The organism is Longispora fulva, from assembly GCF_015751905.1.
Classification (GTDB): Bacteria; Actinomycetota; Actinomycetes; order Mycobacteriales; family Micromonosporaceae; genus Longispora; species Longispora fulva.
Map to the genome: position 1 here is coordinate 4,918,407 of NZ_JADOUF010000001.1, position 13,864 is coordinate 4,932,270.

Sequence of the window (13,864 nt, forward strand, 5' to 3'; positions counted from 1 at the left end):
TCATTGCCCTTTCGTGTTACCGATGTCACGCTCCCGTGGTGCTGAATGTCGTTGAGGAGTACTGGAATCGGGCTCTCGGCCGGGACACCACCCCGGGCGTGCATCTCGTGGCCGACAGCCGGGGTGGACACGGCGTCTACGTTCTCGGCACCCCGGGATGCGTCCGGGTCACGGTCCCCACGGATCTGCTCACCGACGCCGTCCTCGCCGTGCACGAGATCGCGCCGGAGACCCTGCTGACGGCGGAGTTCTGGTCGGAGGCCTTCCCGGACGGCGCGGTCCTCGGGCCCAGCCAGCACCACTACCTGACCGGCACCGACCAGCTGCCCGACCACTCCGGGATCCGCCGGCTCAACCCCGGCGACCACCTGGCGCTCGCCGAGCTGCGCTCCGCGTGCCCCGAGGCGGACTGGGAGGAGGGCGGCTTCGCCGATGAGCCCGGCGCGCTGTTCGGCGCGTTTGACGGCGGCGTGCTGCTGGCGGCGGCGAACCTGACCAACTGGAACGGGCAGCCCACCGACGTCGGTCTGCTCACCCGTCCGGAGGCGCGCCGGCGGGGCCTGGCGACCCGGACGGCGGCGGCGGCCAGCGCGCACGCCCTGCGCCTGCACGGCATCGCCCGTTTGCGGGCCCTGGTGGCCAACGTGCCGTCGATGGCGATCGCCCGCCGCCTGGGCTACACCCCCTACGGCCTCAACGTCTACGTGCGGCTGTAGAACCGCGGATCATGCGGTTACGGTGGGGCCCGACCCGGTTCTGTCGGCGAGTCGGGCCGGCCGGCTAGGCCCGGAACAGCACCCGGCGCTTCTTCGGGTCGGCCTCGGCCAGGGTGACCTGGATCCGCTCCCCCAACGGCATGGTGCCCTCGCACCGGGCGATCACGGCCGGCTCGTCGACGGCGACCACGCCGCCCTTCACTCCGTGCCGGTCGTCGAGGTCGAGCACCGCCGCCTCGAACCGTTCGCCCACCCGGTCGGCGAGCAGCACCGACTCGACCAGGTCGACGGCCCCGCGCTCGGCGGCATTCGCCCGGCGGTCGGTCCTGGACATCACGTCGGGCAGCTTCGGTAGCGCCTGGCGCGCCCAGTCGGGCACCGGCCGGCCGGCGTGCAGGGCGAGGCAGACCTCCGTCGCGTACCGGTCGGCGAGGCGGCGCAGCGGGGCCGTGACGTGCGCGTACGCCGTGGCCATGCCGGCGTGCAGCGGCTGGGCCGGCACCTCCCCGTCGAACGGGGTGTAGCCGGCGCCGCGCATCAGCTCGGCAGCGGCGTCCAGGAACGCGGCCCCGCGCGGCTCGCTCGGCGACACGGTGGCGATCACCTCGCCGACCTTCGCGTCGGCCGGCCACGCGATGCCCAGGGCCTTCGCGCACGTCTTGAGCCGGGCCACGGACTGCGGGTCCGGCGGCGGCATGGTGCGCAGCAGCCCGACCTTGCCGGCGAGCATCATCGCGCCGGCCGCGGCCCCGGTGAGCAGCGAGATCTGCGCGTTGTACTCCTCCAGCGGCGTCTGCCGGCGCAGCTCCAGCCGCCAGCCGTCGCCGTCTGGGGAGATCTCCTGCTCGGGGATCGGCAGGTTGATCGCGCCCCGGGCGAGGCCGCGCGCGACGAGCAGCGGGCCGATCACGGGCAGCAGGGCGATCGACTCGGGCAGGGTCGCCGGGTCCATCTCGTAGTTCAGTTTGGCCCGGCTGCGGACCAGGGCCCGCTCGACCTCGACGTGGGTGGTCGCGCCGTCGGGGGCCAGGTCGATCGTCCACAGCACGGCCGGGGTGTCCTGGTCGGGCAGCAGGCTGGCCTTGCCCTCGGACATCACCTTGGGGTGCAGGGGGACCTTGCCGTCGGGCAGGTAGACGGTCTGGCCGCGCAGCCAGGTTTCGGCGTCGAGGGCGCCGCCGGGGGCCACGAACGCGGCGACGTCGGCGATCGCGTAGTACACCCGGAAGCCGTCGCCCTGGCGGGTGAGGAGCATGGCCTGGTCGAGGTCCATCGAGGTCGGCGGGTCGATGGTGACGAAGGCGAGGTCGGTGCGGTCGGCCCGGGGCTCGGCGTGCGGGCCGGCCTCGGCCTCGGCGACGGCCGCTGGTGGGTATTCGCCGGGCAGTTCCAGCTCGCGGCGCAGGTCTGAGAAGTCGATCCTGGGGGCACTCGAGATCCGGGTCACGCGGTCTTTCTACCAGGTCCAGGTGACTTTTCGGCCGGACGCGCTGAGGCGGGGCCCGGCCACGGACCCCGCCTAGCGAGTTGCACTACTTCTTGGTCGTACCAGTGGATTTGCGGGCTGTTGTCTTTTTCGCGGCGGCCTTCTTGACCGCCTTCTTGACCGTGGCCTTCTTCGCCGGGGCCTTCTTGGCGGCCGTGGTCTTCGTCGGCGCGGTCTTGGTCGCCTTCTTGGCGGCGACCTTCTTGGCCGGGGCCTTCTTCGCCGTCGTCTTCTTCGCGGCCGTCGTCGTCGCCTTGCGGACGGTGCTGGCCTTCTTGGCGGCGACCTTCTTCACGGCGGCCTTCGCCGTGCTCTTGGTCGCGGCCTTCTTCGCCGGGGCCTTCTTGGCCACCGTCTTCTTGGCCACCGTCTTCTTCGCGACCGTCTTCTTGGCCACGACCTTCTTCGCGGGAGCCTTCTTCGCGGCCGTGGTCGTCTTCTTGGCGGCGGCCTTCTTCACCGCGGCCTTCTTGGTGGCGACCTTCTTGGCCGGAGCCTTCTTCGCCGCGGCCTTCGTCGCGGGGGCCGTCTTCTTCGCCACCGTCTTCTTCACAGCCTTCGTCGCGGTCTTCTTGGCCGCGGCCTTCACCGCGGTCGTCTTCTTCGCGACCTTCTTCGCCGGAGCCTTCTTAGCCGTCGTGGCCATGGTTACCTCCTCGAGAACTAGCACTGATATGTATGCAAAGTTCGCACCCGGATCAGGCCTTTTCTCCTTTCCAGCGGGCGTCTTCGGCATCCAGTCGCGCCTCGCGTTCCGCCACCATCTGTACGGCGCGGCTCGCGTCCTGCGCGGTCGCGTACGGGCCGAGGCGGTACTGCCCCGCGCACGCGTCGCCTTCGGTCTCCACGCGCTTGTGCAGCAGGCACCAGTAGTACTGGGCCGGTTCGCCGCTCGCTGAGACACCGCTAGTCATGTGATAAGAGTGCACTCACGAATCGGCACATGTGACGAATTCGTGTAAATACGCCTACGAACTGCTATGTGGAGCAGCGGGGCAGCCCGACAACTCCTTAGCCGAAAACCCTTGTATGCCAAGGAAAAAGTCGCGCGCACACCTGTCGATCGGTGTGCGCGCGCGGTACCAAAAAAATTTGGGGTCAGGGGCGCTTTTTGCCCCGGGAGACGGCCGAGACGACGCCGATCACGGCCGCGACGACGACCACGATCGGGCACAGGATGACCGCGAGGTGCCATGGCTGAAGGGATCCCATGGCGTTCAGGGTAGGGCGCGGGCGCCACCACCGGGGGCCCCGTCACCGTCCGTTAAGGGGTGAGCAGCGTCTTCGCCAGGCGGGGCAGGAAGAACGCCCAGCCGGCGATGTGCGCGGTGCGCTCGTCGGCGTCGGCGGGCGTGTACGGCCCGTGCGTGAGCTCCAGGCGCCCGCCGTCGGCGCGCACGTCCACCCGGAATGCCTTGCCTTCCCCGTCCCACTGCCAGGAGAAGGCGAGATGGGCGGCCGGATCGTGCGCCAGGACCCGGCCGGTGAGCACCCGGCCGAGGTGTTCGAAGTTCACGACGTACATGCCGTCGGCCATGAACAGCTCGCCGCCCCACCAGGCGCGCAGCACGTCGGGGTCAGTGAACGCGGCGATCGCGCGCTCGGCCGGCACTCCGGGCAGGTCGACTCCGGTGCGTAGCTCGCTCATGCGCCCGCCAGGGTGAGAAGTTTGGTGACAGTGTTCCAGTTCCGCGCGGTGCCGACGACGCCGAGGCGGCGTTCCAGGAGGTCGTTGGTGAGCTTGGAGCGGCCGGATCCGTTCGCGTACCACAGGAAGGCCTCGGTACCGTCGACCACGCACTCGTCGGGCGCGAACGGGGCCGGGTCGAGCGTGGCCAGTTTCGCCTTCGTGGGGGCGGCCGACAGGAAGTCGACGTGCACGGACTTCGGGTCGGCGACCCTGTCCGGCCACGGGTTGCGGGCCACGAGGCCGGCCAGCTCGTCGTGGCTGCGGGTCAGCACGCTGACGTTGAGCCCCAGGTCGGCGGTGATCCGGCGTTCGAGGACCCCCGCGATGCCGGGGCCCACGCCCGAGACCACGGCGTTGCCGCTCTGCAGCAGGGTGACGACCTCCGTGCAGCCCAGATCCGTCAGGGCCGCCTTCAGCCAGGCCATCGGAAGTCGGTTGGCCCCGCCGACGTTGACCGCCCGGAGCAACAAGATCCGCCTCATGTCGATCACGCTACCCTTCGGCTATGACAACGGGTCTCGTCCTCATCGACCTCATGCCGCGCATCGTCGCGTTGCCCTTCGCCCCGCACACCGGCGACGAGGTTCTCGAACGGTGTCTGCGGCTGGCGGAGACGTTCCGCGCGCAGGGCCGGCCGGTGTTCCTGGTCCGGGTCGACCGGCCGAACGTCGACGAACAGCCGCCCGGCAGCGGGTTCGCCGACGGCCTGGTCCAGCCGGGTGACGTGCTGATCGTGAAGAACACGATCGGAGCGTTCTTCGGTACGACCCTCGACGCCGACCTCCGGGCGCGCGGCGTCGACACTGTGGTGCTCGGCGGCCTGGTCACCACGATGGGCGTGGAGTCCACGGCGCGGGCGGCCTGCGACGCGGGGTACGAGGTGGAGTTCGTCGAGGACGCCATGTCGGGGTTCGCGGCCGAGGAGCACGACCTCACGGTGGGGCGGATCTTCCCCCGGTTCGGCAAGGTCACGAGGTCCGCGGACTACTGACCTTCCCGGGCTCCCGAGCGGGCCGCCCCGAGCGACGCGGCGGTGACCAGCGCGATCCCGGCCCCCTGGACGAGGCCCGGGATCTGGTGCAGCACCGCGGCCCCCACCACGAGCGCGAACGCCGGCTCCAGGCTCATCAGCGTGCCGAACGCCGACGTGGTCAGCCGGCGCAGCGCGAGCAGTTCCAGCGTGTACGGCAGCACCGGCAGCAGCAGCGCCAGAACCAGGCCGGTGAGGAGCAGTTTCAGGTCGAGGTGCGGCCACGCGGCCGGCGCGCCGAAGAACGCGGCGAACACCGCGGCGGCCGGCATGGACACCGCCAGGCCCTCGATGCCGCCGAACGCGTCGGCGACCCGCTGGGTGAGCAGGATGTACGCGCCCCAGCACGCCGCTGCCCCGAGCGCGAACCCGATCCCGACCAGGTCGGCGGTGCCCCGCCACGGTTGGGTGACGAGCAGGACGCCGCCGAACGCGAGTACCGGCCAGGCCCGGCCGCCCGGGCGGAGCAGGCCGACGGCGAGCGGGCCGAGGAACTCCACGGCGACGGCGGTGGCCAGCGGCAGCCGGGCGACGGCCTCGAAGAACAGCAGCGTGGTGCCGGCGCTGACCAGGCCGAGGACGACGGCCGTGCCGAGGTCGGCGGCGCGCATCCGCCACACCTTCGGCCGGGCGATGGCGACGAACACGACGGCCGCCCAGGCCAGGCGCAGCCACGAGGTGCCGGCCGGTCCGATGGTGGCGAACAGCGACGTGGACACGGCCGCGCCGACCTGGATGATCGCCATCGAGGCGAGGGCGAAGCCGACGGCGGGGCCCCGGGCGGCCGTGGCGGTAGCGGAGGTCATGTCCCCATCGCACCCGACCAGATCGTCCATGTCTATCGCAAGATCATGGACTAACCGTGCGGAAATCATGGACAATGGTGGGCATGGACACCCATCGACTCCAGGTCCTCGTGGAGCTGCACCGCAGGGGCACGATGCGGGCGGTCGCCGAGGCCACCGGCTACGGCACGTCGACCGTCTCCATGCACCTGGCGACCCTGGAGCGTGAGGTCGGCGCGATCCTGCTCGAACGTACCGGGCGGACGGTGCGGTTCACCCCCGCCGGTCGGCGGCTCGTGGAGCACGCGGAGGGCATTCTCGCCGCGATCGACGCCGCGCACGCCGCCCTCGGGCCGGACGGGCCGCCCAGCGGGGTGCTGCGGGTCGCGGCGTACACGAGCGCGTTGTCGGCGTTCGTACTGCCCGTGGTGCGCCCGCTCGCGGGCAGTCATCCGGATCTGCGGGTCGAGTTGCAGGAGCGCGAACCCCCGGAGGTGGCGGCGCTGCTCGCCGACGACGAGATCGACCTGGGCTTCGTGTACGACTACAACCTGGTGCCCAACTTCGCCGAGGTCGAGGCGGCGCGGTACGTCTGCTCGACGCCGATGGTGCTCGCCGTGCCGGCCGGCGCGGCGCCGACCCGGCTGGCGGACCTCGCCGGTGAGCCCTGGGTGGTCAACTCGCGCAGCGACGACGACACGGCGCTGGCGGAGCGGTGCTGCGCGCTGGCCGGTTTCGCGCCCCGGATCACGCACCGCGCCGACAGCCTGGACCTGGTGATGGACATCGTGGCCGCCGGGCTGGGCGTGGCACTGGTCCCCGACTTCCTCGCGCCGCGCCCCGAGGTGGAGCTGACCGCGATCCCGGGCGTGGACGCGCAGCGCCGGATGTACGCGATCACGCGGCCGGGGCGGCAGGCCTGGCCGGCGGCGGCGCTGCTGACCCGCCTGGTGACCGAGTACTCGCGGCGGAACCCGTGAGGCCGCTCGCACCGGCCGGCACCGGCCCTGCCGGCGGCGGCCGGCCCGTGAGGCCGGGGCTTGTCGCGTTCGATCTGGATGGCACGCTCACCCGGGGCCCGAGCTGTCTGGAGAGCATCGCCGCCGCCAACGGGTTCGCCGAGCGGATGGCCGTCTGGGAGACGTCGCGGACCGAGGCGGAGATCCGTGCGGCGCGCACCGGCGTGTGGCCGATCCTCACCGGCCTGGCCCCGGACCGGATCACCGGCCCGCTCGCGGACATCCCGCTCGCCCCGGGCGTGTTCGAGGGGCTGGGGGCGTTGCGCGCGGCGGGCGTACCCGTCGTGATCGTGTCCTTGACCTTCACGCTGACCGTGTCGTGGTTCGCCGAACGCTTCGGGGTCGACGACTTCATCGGCACCCGGCCGCACGGGCGCGGCTTCCGGCACGTGTTCCCGTGGACGAAGCCGGTGCTGCTGGCCAAGCACGCCGCCGGCCTGGGCGTCGCGATGGCCGATGTGGTGGCGGTCGGCGACAGCGTGGGCGACGTGCCGATGCTGCGCGCCGTGGGCCGGTCGGTGTTCGTCGGGCCCACGCTGCCCGACGGCCTCGCGCCGACCTGGCACCTGCCGGGGGCGTCGATCGCGGCGATCACGGCGCTCCTGCTACCGGATCACGACCATCAGACGGTTACGAGTGGCACCTGATCCGGTTTCCAGCGGTTGATCCGGGAGGTCGTCGCCCTCCGCCCCCGAAGGGCGACGACCTCCCGGAGGCTCAGGCCGGATCCACGTCCGCGTAGTCCAGGTTGGGTCCCCCGTTGGCGGTCGTGGCCACCGCCTCGACGGTATTGGCCCCGGCGGCCAGGGTCACCGTCAGCGACGTGCCGGCCCAGGTGTCCCAGTTGGTGGTCGGCCCGAACAGCCGCCCGGCCGAGACCACCGTCCCGTTCACCCGAATGTCCATCGGCCGGTTGACGGCGGTGCCGTTGGCGTACCGCAACGTGAGGGTCGCCGGCCCGGCCGCCGCAGCGTTGACCGTGAACGTCACTGCGCTGCCGACCACGTTGTCGTAGTTGACGAACCCGGTGCCGGAGTACCCCGCGTGGTTGGCCTCCACCGCGCCCTGGGTGACCAGAGCGTTCTCGGCCTCGTAGCGCTGCGACGCTGCACCCGGGTAGTCCGAGCCCACCCACGCCTCGTCGATCCGCAGCCGCTTGTAGCGGGTGGTGTCGGTGGAGGCCGCGTGCGTGTTCACGACTTCGAGGCGGACGTGCCGGGCCGTGGTCGCCGGCAGGTCGATGAACTGCACGCCCCGGCGGCTCGGCAGGGTGCCGGTCCTCACCGGGGTGCCCCAGTTCGTGCCGTCGGCGGAGACGTACACCTTGAAGTCCTTGATCCGGGCGGACTGTTCGGTGCCGGAGCGGGCGTAGCTGACGGAGTCCTCGCGCTGGTTGATCCCCAGGTACTGCACGCGCTTCGGGCTCCCGAGGTCGAAGTTCAGCGACACCGGGGTGGTCTGGTCGCTGTCCCAGTAGGTGCGGTAGTCGCCGTCCCCGGCAGCGGCGGCGCCATGCCCGGTCACCGACGCGCTGGCGGTCAGCGAGGCCGGGGAGATCCCCTGCCGCCCGGCGGTCTCGACCTTGAACACGGTGTCGTACGGGTCCCAGCCGCCCAGCCCCGACAGCCGCAGACTCCCGCCGCTCTGGGTGAACGCGACCGCCGCCCCGGTGCGCAGGTTCGACACCCTGGTGACCTTGTACCCGTTGTCGCGCACCGTCAGCGTCGCCGTCGACGGCCTGGTCAGCACGTGGATGTAGTGCAGGTCCGGATTGGTTCTGCTGACCGTGGTCACCCCGTGCGCGCCGTCGTTCCAGAAGCCCGGTTGCAGGCCGCCGAACCCGTAGCCGCCGCCCTCGGTGCCGCCGATCGACTCCCAGATCTGGTTGAGATAGGTGTTGGCGAAGTTGTTGAACGTGACCTGGTTGCCGGGGAACTTCCCGTTGACCATCGCGGTCTCGGCCATCAGGGACTTGATCGACGAGCCGGTGTTCGTGACCAGCCGGCCGAGGGTGAGCTGGTAGTCGACGGTCGAGTCGGTGCCGCCGTACCACCACGCGCCGGTCGACGGGAGCTTGAAGTCGGCCTCGATCAGGCGCGGGGCGGCGGTGTAGACGGCCTGCGGGTAGTCGTAGGCCGGGGTCATGCCCGTCTTCTGCTCGTTGCTGATCATGTCCATGATCGGCGTGTCCTCGTTGTTGTTGCTCAACGTGAAGCTCGGCCGGTCGGTGCGGATCTTCTGGTACAGCCCGTGGCTCTCCCAGTAGGCGTTGTCGTTGTCGATCCAGAACCCCGACAGATTCGGGTACTTCTGCATCACCTCGACGAAGTTGTCCTGGCTGAACTCGCCGAACCCGTCGCGTTGGGTGAGGTCGACGTTGTGCCCCTTGTAGGCCGAGTAGGCGCTGGAGTCCAGCCACTCGTGGCCGCCCTCGTCGTGCCACTGCGGATCGTCGGTCATGTAGAGCACGACCTTGAGCCCGCCGGCGTTCGCGGCCGTGATCAGCTCGCCGAGGAAGTCCCGCTTCGTGCTGCAACTCCCCGGGATGGCCGACGGCCAGGGCCGGGCGTACCCGAGCCGGCTGTGGAACGTCGCCAGCACCAGGTACTGGGTGTGCAGCTTCTTCGCCTCACTCACCCAGTAGCCCGGGGTCCAGCCGCCGGAGGTGACGGCGTTCTCCCAGGCCGAGCAGCTGGTGTAGCCCGGGGAGGTGCGCATCCCCCAGTGCAGGAACAGCCCGCCGGTCGCGTCCCGCAGGTACGCCTGCCGGGGGTGCTCCACCTCCGCCTGAGCGGGTGGTGTGCCGAAGGCGACGAGGAGCAGGGCTGCGAGGACGGCGATCAGGCCGCTGCCGCGGAACAGGCGCATGGCTACCTCTCCATCCGGGTCCGGAATCCTGAAACGAACAGGAAACCTCATTGACCAACAAGATGGAACATAGGAAGGCCTCTGTGGAGAGTCAAGCGCCCCCACCGCCCACCGGAAAGCCCGCCTTTCCCGCCCCCACTACAGTGTGGCCCGGACGAGAGGACGGCTCGGATGCGGGAACGACTCACGAACGGCTGGACCATGGGCTTCGTCGCCTGTGGACTCGCGGTGGTGGTCATCGCAGCGATCTTCGCGGGGACCACCCTGCGGCCCGACCCGCCGCGCGGGCTCGCCGCCGTCAACACCACCATCACCGCCTACCGGACAAACTCCCCCGAGTGGCAGAGCTTCGCCACCAGGTACCAGACGATGGGCGGCCTGGCGATGACCACACCTGAGAGCGACGTGATCGTGGTCGCCGTGTGGTGGGGAAAAGGCGCCGGCAGAACCCTGAAGCCTGCGACCGACTCGTGCGCCCGGCCCTACACCCTGCCCGTCCCGCCCGGCTGGCAGCCACGCGGGTTCGCGACCACCGGTGACGCGCGGCAGACGGCCATCGCGCGCGACAGGATCGACCTGACCCTGGACGGGTACCCGGATCACACCGCCTACCTCGTGTTCGGCGTTGCACCGGGCACCCTGCCGCCCTCGCCAGCGGCGCAGTCGAGCGTCCGCTGCTAAACGGGCAGCCCCATCGCGCTGGCCTCGTCGATCGCGTAGTACTCGTTGCGGCTGATCGTCGACGTCGCCGCCTCGACGACGCCCCGCACCGTGTCGACGGAATCGGAGGTGAACACGCACACCCCCCGGGTGCCGTCGGCGCTCGGCGCGACGATCGGCAGCGCGGTACCCGCCGGCAGGTCCAACTTTCCGCCCCAGAAGGCCTTCGGGTCGGACACCGAATGAATCGTGAAGACGTACATCGCCGTCTCCTTTCCCTCGCCTCGGCTTTCCCTGGCCTCGGCCCGCTGCCGAGTGGTTGCCGTCAAGGTCACTTCACCACCGCCCGAACTGCCGATCAACTGCAGGATCTGCAGTGGGCGGCGGTAGAATTCACCCATGCCGGGCTACGGTCAGTTCTGCCCGATCGCTCAGGCGGCAGAGGTGCTCACCGAACGCTGGACGCCACTCGTGATCCGCGAGCTGGCGCTCACGGGTAGCTGCCGATTCAACGACATCCAGCGCGGAGTGCCGCTGATGTCCTCCTCGCTGCTCAGCAAACGCCTACGCCAACTGGAACGGGCCGGGATCGTGGAGCACCGGCAGCGCGAATACCACCTGACCCCCGCCGGCCAGGAACTCGGGCCGGTCATCGCCCAGATCGGCATCTGGAGCGAACGCTGGCTGCGCCGCCCGATCTTCGAGGAGACCCCCGACACCGGGCTCCTCATGTGGTGGATCCGCACCACCGTCAAGTGCGACCTGCTGCCCGCCGGCCGCACCGTGGTGCACTTCAACTTCCTCGGGGCCCCGGAGAAGCTGCGCTACTTCTGGCTCGTGCTCCCCGAGGCCGACCTGTGCCTGAGCGACCCAGGGTTCGGCGTCGACATCACGGTCCGCAGCGATCCGAAGACGCTGACCGCCGTGTGGGTGGGGGATCTGGGGCTGGCCGCGGCGCTCGGCACCCACGCCGTCGAACTCGAGGGCCAGCGGACTCTGGTCCGCTCCTTCCCGCGCTGGTTCGGGCTGCACCCGCTGTTCGCCACCGTCGACCACCCGGCCAGCCGCCCCAGGCTCGCGGCGTAGCCCCGCGACCCGCGGCGTCAGCGGTCCGACGGCCGGGCCTTGCGGGGTCAGCGGGGCCGATCCGGTCCTGCGGCGTCAGCCGACGGTCGGTTCGTCGTGCCAGTCCGGGACGGTCACCGTGCCGGATACCCAGTCCCGGCGCAGGATCGCGTAACCGATCGAATCGTGCAGGATGCCGTCCGCCCCCGGCCAGGCGTCGCGGTAATGCGCCTCCTTGACGTAGCCGCAGCGGGGGAACACCCGGCGCATCGCGCTGTTGTCCCGCCGGGTGGTGCCCTCGATCCGGTGCACGTGCGGGAACTCGTCGAACACGTAGCCGGTCAGCCAGACCACCGCCAGACCACCGATCCCCCGGCCCCGGTACGCGGCCCGGATCCGCAGATCGAACAGTGGCGTGTCATCGGTCAAGTCCATCAGCCGGACCAGCCCGACGGTGTCGTCGCCCTCGACGATCCAGAACGTCCGGGCCTCGTCGTTGTCGTAGTAGCCCTCGGACGCGCGCCGGCGGACGGCGTCCCCGTCGACCACGGGCTGGACGTGGAAGGGCCAGGTCTCCCCGGTCAGGAAGTCGACCAGAGCGTCGACCTCGGTGGGCACGAAGCGCCGGTAGCGGAGTTGCACGCCCCGGACTCTACGTCGGTGATCATCAATCGGCTAGGCGAAAAGGATCAGGACGGCTCTTCGGCGCTGGTCACGCGGCGCACGCGTCCGTCAGACATGAACCACAGCCACCCGGTGGTCCTTGGGACGCGAGCCCTCACTGTCCATGACAAGCGCGCCGCCGGTGGCTACTGGGCGTCCGGCCACCCCGCACCCGCCTCCGCCAACGCTTGTTCGGATACCGGACCGTGTTCGGTCTCGAGGATCGCGGACAACTCGGCCAGCAGGTCCATCTCGAGTTGCTTCGCGACGGCTTGCGTCACGTACTGGCTGAACGCGCCACGCCCCACCCGCCGCTGAACAGCCGCAGTCAACTCTTCGGGCATCGAAAAGCTCACGTCGCGCGCCCGGCAGAGCGGCCTGACGTTGTCCGACGGGCTGAGCACGGCCTCCAGCCGCTCGTTGAGCTCTGGCGACGCGACGAGTTCCCGATAGAGCGCGAGCAGCCGAACCAGGTCGGCGTCCCCAACTCTGGGCGGCAGCGAGGCCGCCGATTCAACCGTCATAGGTTCATGCTGCCGCCGGTGGCAACCAGATACCAGTCGATCGCGCCGGTGGTGGTGATCAGGCGAATGGCAGCGGGGGTGGGACCGTGGCCAGGAGGTGGCGGGTGGTTTCCAGGCCCCAGGCGTCCAGGTCGGCGATCCGGTCCGAGCACGAGCGCAGCCCGCCGTAGCCGGCCACCACCTCCGCCCACTCCTCGCGGCGTTCCACGGCCGGCCGGACGATCAGGCAGTCGGGGTCGTTCACCCAGAACCGGCCGTGCTGGAAGGCCCTGCCGACCGTGGACAGCGCGGCACCGGCCTGGGAGGGCTGGGACAGGTCGCCGTCGTGCGGCGCGTACGCCGGGTCCACGTCCGCCGACACCCGCATGCCGTCGACCAGGCCGACGCTGGGCAGGATCGGGGCCCCGCAGCCAAGGAGGTAGGAGTCGCCGATCGCCTCGCGGATGGCGCGCATGCCGGTGGCGTACGCCTCCAGGGGGGTCTGGCCGGACTGGCGGGGGCCGGGGAGGGCTCCGGCGTACAGGAAATCGATTTTGAAGTAGTCGAAACCAGCCTCGTGCAGGCCGGTGAAGACCGCGCGGAGGTGGTCGGTGACGGCCGGGTTGGTCAGGTCGAGGCCGCGCAGGTCCTGGTCCCAGTTGTGGCCGGCGTCGCCGATCAGCCAGTCGGGGTGCTCGGCGGCCAGTTCGCTGCGCGCGCCGACCAGGAAGGGGGCGACCCAGATCCCGGACCGTCGACCGGTACCGGCGATCCGCGCGGTCAGTTCCGTCAGCGAGTCGAACCGGCCGGACAGGGTGAGCCAGTCGCCGATCCCGGACTGCCAGCCGTCATCGATCTGGATCACGTCGACGGGCAGGGCGGCGCGGTGGATGGCGTCGAGGTTCTCCAGGATGTCGGCCTCGGTGACGTCGGTGTAGTAGTGGTACCAGGAACACCAGGCGGTGGGGGCCGGGCGGATCGGGCCCATGCCGGCGGCGCGGGCGAAGTCGTCGGCCCAGGCAGCCAGGGGGTCGACCGTGGCGCTCCCGTTGGAGGTCATGGTGACCGGGCCGTCGGCTGAGACCACCACGTGGCCGTCCACGAGTGCCGCCCGGATCGACGGCACGTCCTCACCACCGGAGTAGACCCGCACCGGCCCGCCGTCGCCGGGGTCCACCGCCAACAGCCCCTCCCCGTGGAACCCCACTTCGGGACCGGGTTTGCCGGGGCGGTAGCTCATCACCTGGGTCGGCGGCCGGACCGGGCGCGGCGAGGTGCCGGTAGCCGGATGCCACGCGGTCGGACTCCAGCTCTGCCAGCCGTGCTCGTAGATCCTGGCTCGGGCCGGGTCCACGGGAATCTCGTCGACAGGTCGCACA

17 protein-coding genes are annotated in these 13,864 nt (G+C 70.8%); 6 read left to right on the forward strand and 11 right to left on the reverse strand.

Translation table 11 applies throughout. The features are described from left to right. Positions 1 to 38 precede the first annotated feature (38 nt). Entirely contained in the window at positions 39 to 716 is a 678-nt protein-coding gene (locus IW245_RS21950) for a GNAT family N-acetyltransferase (protein ID WP_197005053.1), read from the forward strand. A gap of 64 nt (positions 717 to 780) precedes the next feature. Here IW245_RS21950 and IW245_RS21955 read toward each other — a convergent pair whose 3' ends face one another. From IW245_RS21955 to IW245_RS21975, 5 genes are all read right to left on the reverse strand, one after another. Beyond that, the gene (locus IW245_RS21955) at positions 781 to 2,163 is read right to left on the reverse strand and encodes an RNB domain-containing ribonuclease (RefSeq protein WP_197005054.1); all 1,383 of its coding nucleotides are present in this window, start codon (positions 2,161 to 2,163) and stop codon (positions 781 to 783) included. 85 nt (positions 2,164 to 2,248) lie between these two features. Further along, positions 2,249 to 2,848: a histone H1-like repetitive region-containing protein gene (locus IW245_RS21960; RefSeq protein ID WP_197005055.1), complete on the reverse strand. Its 600-nt coding sequence runs from the start codon at positions 2,846 to 2,848 to the stop codon at positions 2,249 to 2,251. Between the two features lie 52 nt (positions 2,849 to 2,900). Further along, positions 2,901 to 3,116 (reverse strand): hypothetical protein, encoded by a 216-nt coding sequence (locus IW245_RS21965; protein WP_197005056.1) that lies wholly within the window; start codon positions 3,114 to 3,116, stop codon positions 2,901 to 2,903. 350 nt (positions 3,117 to 3,466) lie between these two features. Continuing rightward, on the reverse strand, positions 3,467 to 3,850 hold the full coding sequence (locus IW245_RS21970; protein WP_197005057.1) for an SRPBCC family protein: 384 nt from the start codon (positions 3,848 to 3,850) through the stop codon (positions 3,467 to 3,469). Beyond that, positions 3,847 to 4,374, reverse strand: coding sequence for a DUF1697 domain-containing protein (locus tag IW245_RS21975; protein ID WP_197005058.1), 528 nt, complete (start codon positions 4,372 to 4,374; stop codon positions 3,847 to 3,849). The genes IW245_RS21970 and IW245_RS21975 overlap by 4 nt, the downstream gene beginning before the upstream one ends. 23 nt (positions 4,375 to 4,397) lie before the next feature. On the opposite strand from IW245_RS21975, the gene IW245_RS21980 reads away from it, so the two are divergent. After that, a complete protein-coding gene (locus tag IW245_RS21980; RefSeq protein ID WP_197005059.1) occupies positions 4,398 to 4,883 on the forward strand; it encodes an isochorismatase family protein in 486 nt (161 codons plus the stop codon). On the opposite strand, the gene IW245_RS21985 is transcribed toward IW245_RS21980, so the two are convergent. Next, positions 4,877 to 5,728 (reverse strand): EamA family transporter, encoded by an 852-nt coding sequence (locus IW245_RS21985; protein WP_231398891.1) that lies wholly within the window; start codon positions 5,726 to 5,728, stop codon positions 4,877 to 4,879. The genes IW245_RS21980 and IW245_RS21985 overlap by 7 nt on opposite strands. An 83-nt stretch (positions 5,729 to 5,811) precedes the next feature. Here IW245_RS21985 and IW245_RS21990 point away from each other — a divergent pair, with 83 nt between their 5' ends. After that, positions 5,812 to 6,687, forward strand: coding sequence for a LysR family transcriptional regulator (locus tag IW245_RS21990; protein WP_197005061.1), 876 nt, complete (start codon positions 5,812 to 5,814; stop codon positions 6,685 to 6,687). Beyond that, positions 6,684 to 7,373 carry an HAD family hydrolase gene (locus tag IW245_RS21995; RefSeq protein WP_197005062.1) on the forward strand — a complete coding sequence of 230 codons (690 nt, stop codon included), beginning with the start codon at positions 6,684 to 6,686 and terminating at the stop codon, positions 7,371 to 7,373. The genes IW245_RS21990 and IW245_RS21995 overlap by 4 nt, the downstream gene beginning before the upstream one ends. A 70-nt stretch (positions 7,374 to 7,443) precedes the next feature. Here the strand turns inward: IW245_RS21995 and IW245_RS22000 are convergent, their stop codons facing one another. Further along, entirely contained in the window at positions 7,444 to 9,594 is a 2,151-nt protein-coding gene (locus IW245_RS22000) for a discoidin domain-containing protein (RefSeq protein WP_197005063.1), read from the reverse strand. Positions 9,595 to 9,765: 171 nt separating this feature from the next. Here IW245_RS22000 and IW245_RS22005 point away from each other — a divergent pair, with 171 nt between their 5' ends. After that, entirely contained in the window at positions 9,766 to 10,275 is a 510-nt protein-coding gene (locus tag IW245_RS22005) for a hypothetical protein (RefSeq protein WP_197005064.1), read from the forward strand. Here the strand turns inward: IW245_RS22005 and IW245_RS22010 are convergent. After that, positions 10,272 to 10,517, reverse strand: coding sequence for a hypothetical protein (locus IW245_RS22010; protein ID WP_197005065.1), 246 nt, complete (start codon positions 10,515 to 10,517; stop codon positions 10,272 to 10,274). The two genes, IW245_RS22005 and IW245_RS22010, sit on opposite strands and share 4 nt — an antisense overlap. 136 nt (positions 10,518 to 10,653) lie before the next feature. Between IW245_RS22010 and IW245_RS22015 the strand changes: the two genes are divergently transcribed. Further along, on the forward strand, positions 10,654 to 11,340 hold the full coding sequence (locus IW245_RS22015; RefSeq protein WP_197005066.1) for a winged helix-turn-helix transcriptional regulator: 687 nt from the start codon (positions 10,654 to 10,656) through the stop codon (positions 11,338 to 11,340). A 75-nt stretch (positions 11,341 to 11,415) separates the two neighbouring features. Here IW245_RS22015 and IW245_RS22020 read toward each other — a convergent pair whose 3' ends face one another. From IW245_RS22020 to IW245_RS22030, 3 genes are all read right to left on the reverse strand, one after another. After that, positions 11,416 to 11,961, reverse strand: coding sequence for a GNAT family N-acetyltransferase (locus IW245_RS22020; RefSeq protein ID WP_197005067.1), 546 nt, complete (start codon positions 11,959 to 11,961; stop codon positions 11,416 to 11,418). 167 nt (positions 11,962 to 12,128) lie between these two features. Continuing rightward, complete coding sequence (locus tag IW245_RS22025; protein WP_197005068.1) at positions 12,129 to 12,506, reverse strand: hypothetical protein; 378 nt, start codon at positions 12,504 to 12,506, stop codon at positions 12,129 to 12,131. A gap of 58 nt (positions 12,507 to 12,564) precedes the next feature. Further along, complete coding sequence (locus tag IW245_RS22030; RefSeq protein WP_197005069.1) at positions 12,565 to 13,863, reverse strand: glycoside hydrolase family 36 protein; 1,299 nt, start codon at positions 13,861 to 13,863, stop codon at positions 12,565 to 12,567. Position 13,864: the final 1 nt, after the last annotated feature.

Bases quoted from the DNA above. Each gene is read 5' to 3' on its own strand.
- IW245_RS21970 (WP_197005057.1), bottom strand. From the start codon at position 3,850: ATGAGCGAGCTACGCACCGGAGTCGACCTGCCCGGAGTGCCGGCCGAG.
- IW245_RS21990 (WP_197005061.1), top strand. From the start codon at position 5,812: ATGGACACCCATCGACTCCAGGTCCTCGTGGAGCTGCACCGCAGGGGC.
- IW245_RS22010 (WP_197005065.1), bottom strand. From the start codon at position 10,517: ATGTACGTCTTCACGATTCATTCGGTGTCCGACCCGAAGGCCTTCTGG.
- IW245_RS22025 (WP_197005068.1), bottom strand. From the start codon at position 12,506: ATGACGGTTGAATCGGCGGCCTCGCTGCCGCCCAGAGTTGGGGACGCC.
- IW245_RS21960 (WP_197005055.1), bottom strand. From the start codon at position 2,848: ATGGCCACGACGGCTAAGAAGGCTCCGGCGAAGAAGGTCGCGAAGAAG.
- IW245_RS21965 (WP_197005056.1), bottom strand. From the start codon at position 3,116: ATGACTAGCGGTGTCTCAGCGAGCGGCGAACCGGCCCAGTACTACTGG.
- IW245_RS22015 (WP_197005066.1), top strand. From the start codon at position 10,654: ATGCCGGGCTACGGTCAGTTCTGCCCGATCGCTCAGGCGGCAGAGGTG.
- IW245_RS22005 (WP_197005064.1), top strand. From the start codon at position 9,766: ATGCGGGAACGACTCACGAACGGCTGGACCATGGGCTTCGTCGCCTGT.
- IW245_RS22000 (WP_197005063.1), bottom strand. From the start codon at position 9,594: ATGCGCCTGTTCCGCGGCAGCGGCCTGATCGCCGTCCTCGCAGCCCTG.
- IW245_RS21975 (WP_197005058.1), bottom strand. From the start codon at position 4,374: ATGAGGCGGATCTTGTTGCTCCGGGCGGTCAACGTCGGCGGGGCCAAC.
- IW245_RS21980 (WP_197005059.1), top strand. From the start codon at position 4,398: ATGACAACGGGTCTCGTCCTCATCGACCTCATGCCGCGCATCGTCGCG.
- IW245_RS21985 (WP_231398891.1), bottom strand. From the start codon at position 5,728: ATGACCTCCGCTACCGCCACGGCCGCCCGGGGCCCCGCCGTCGGCTTC.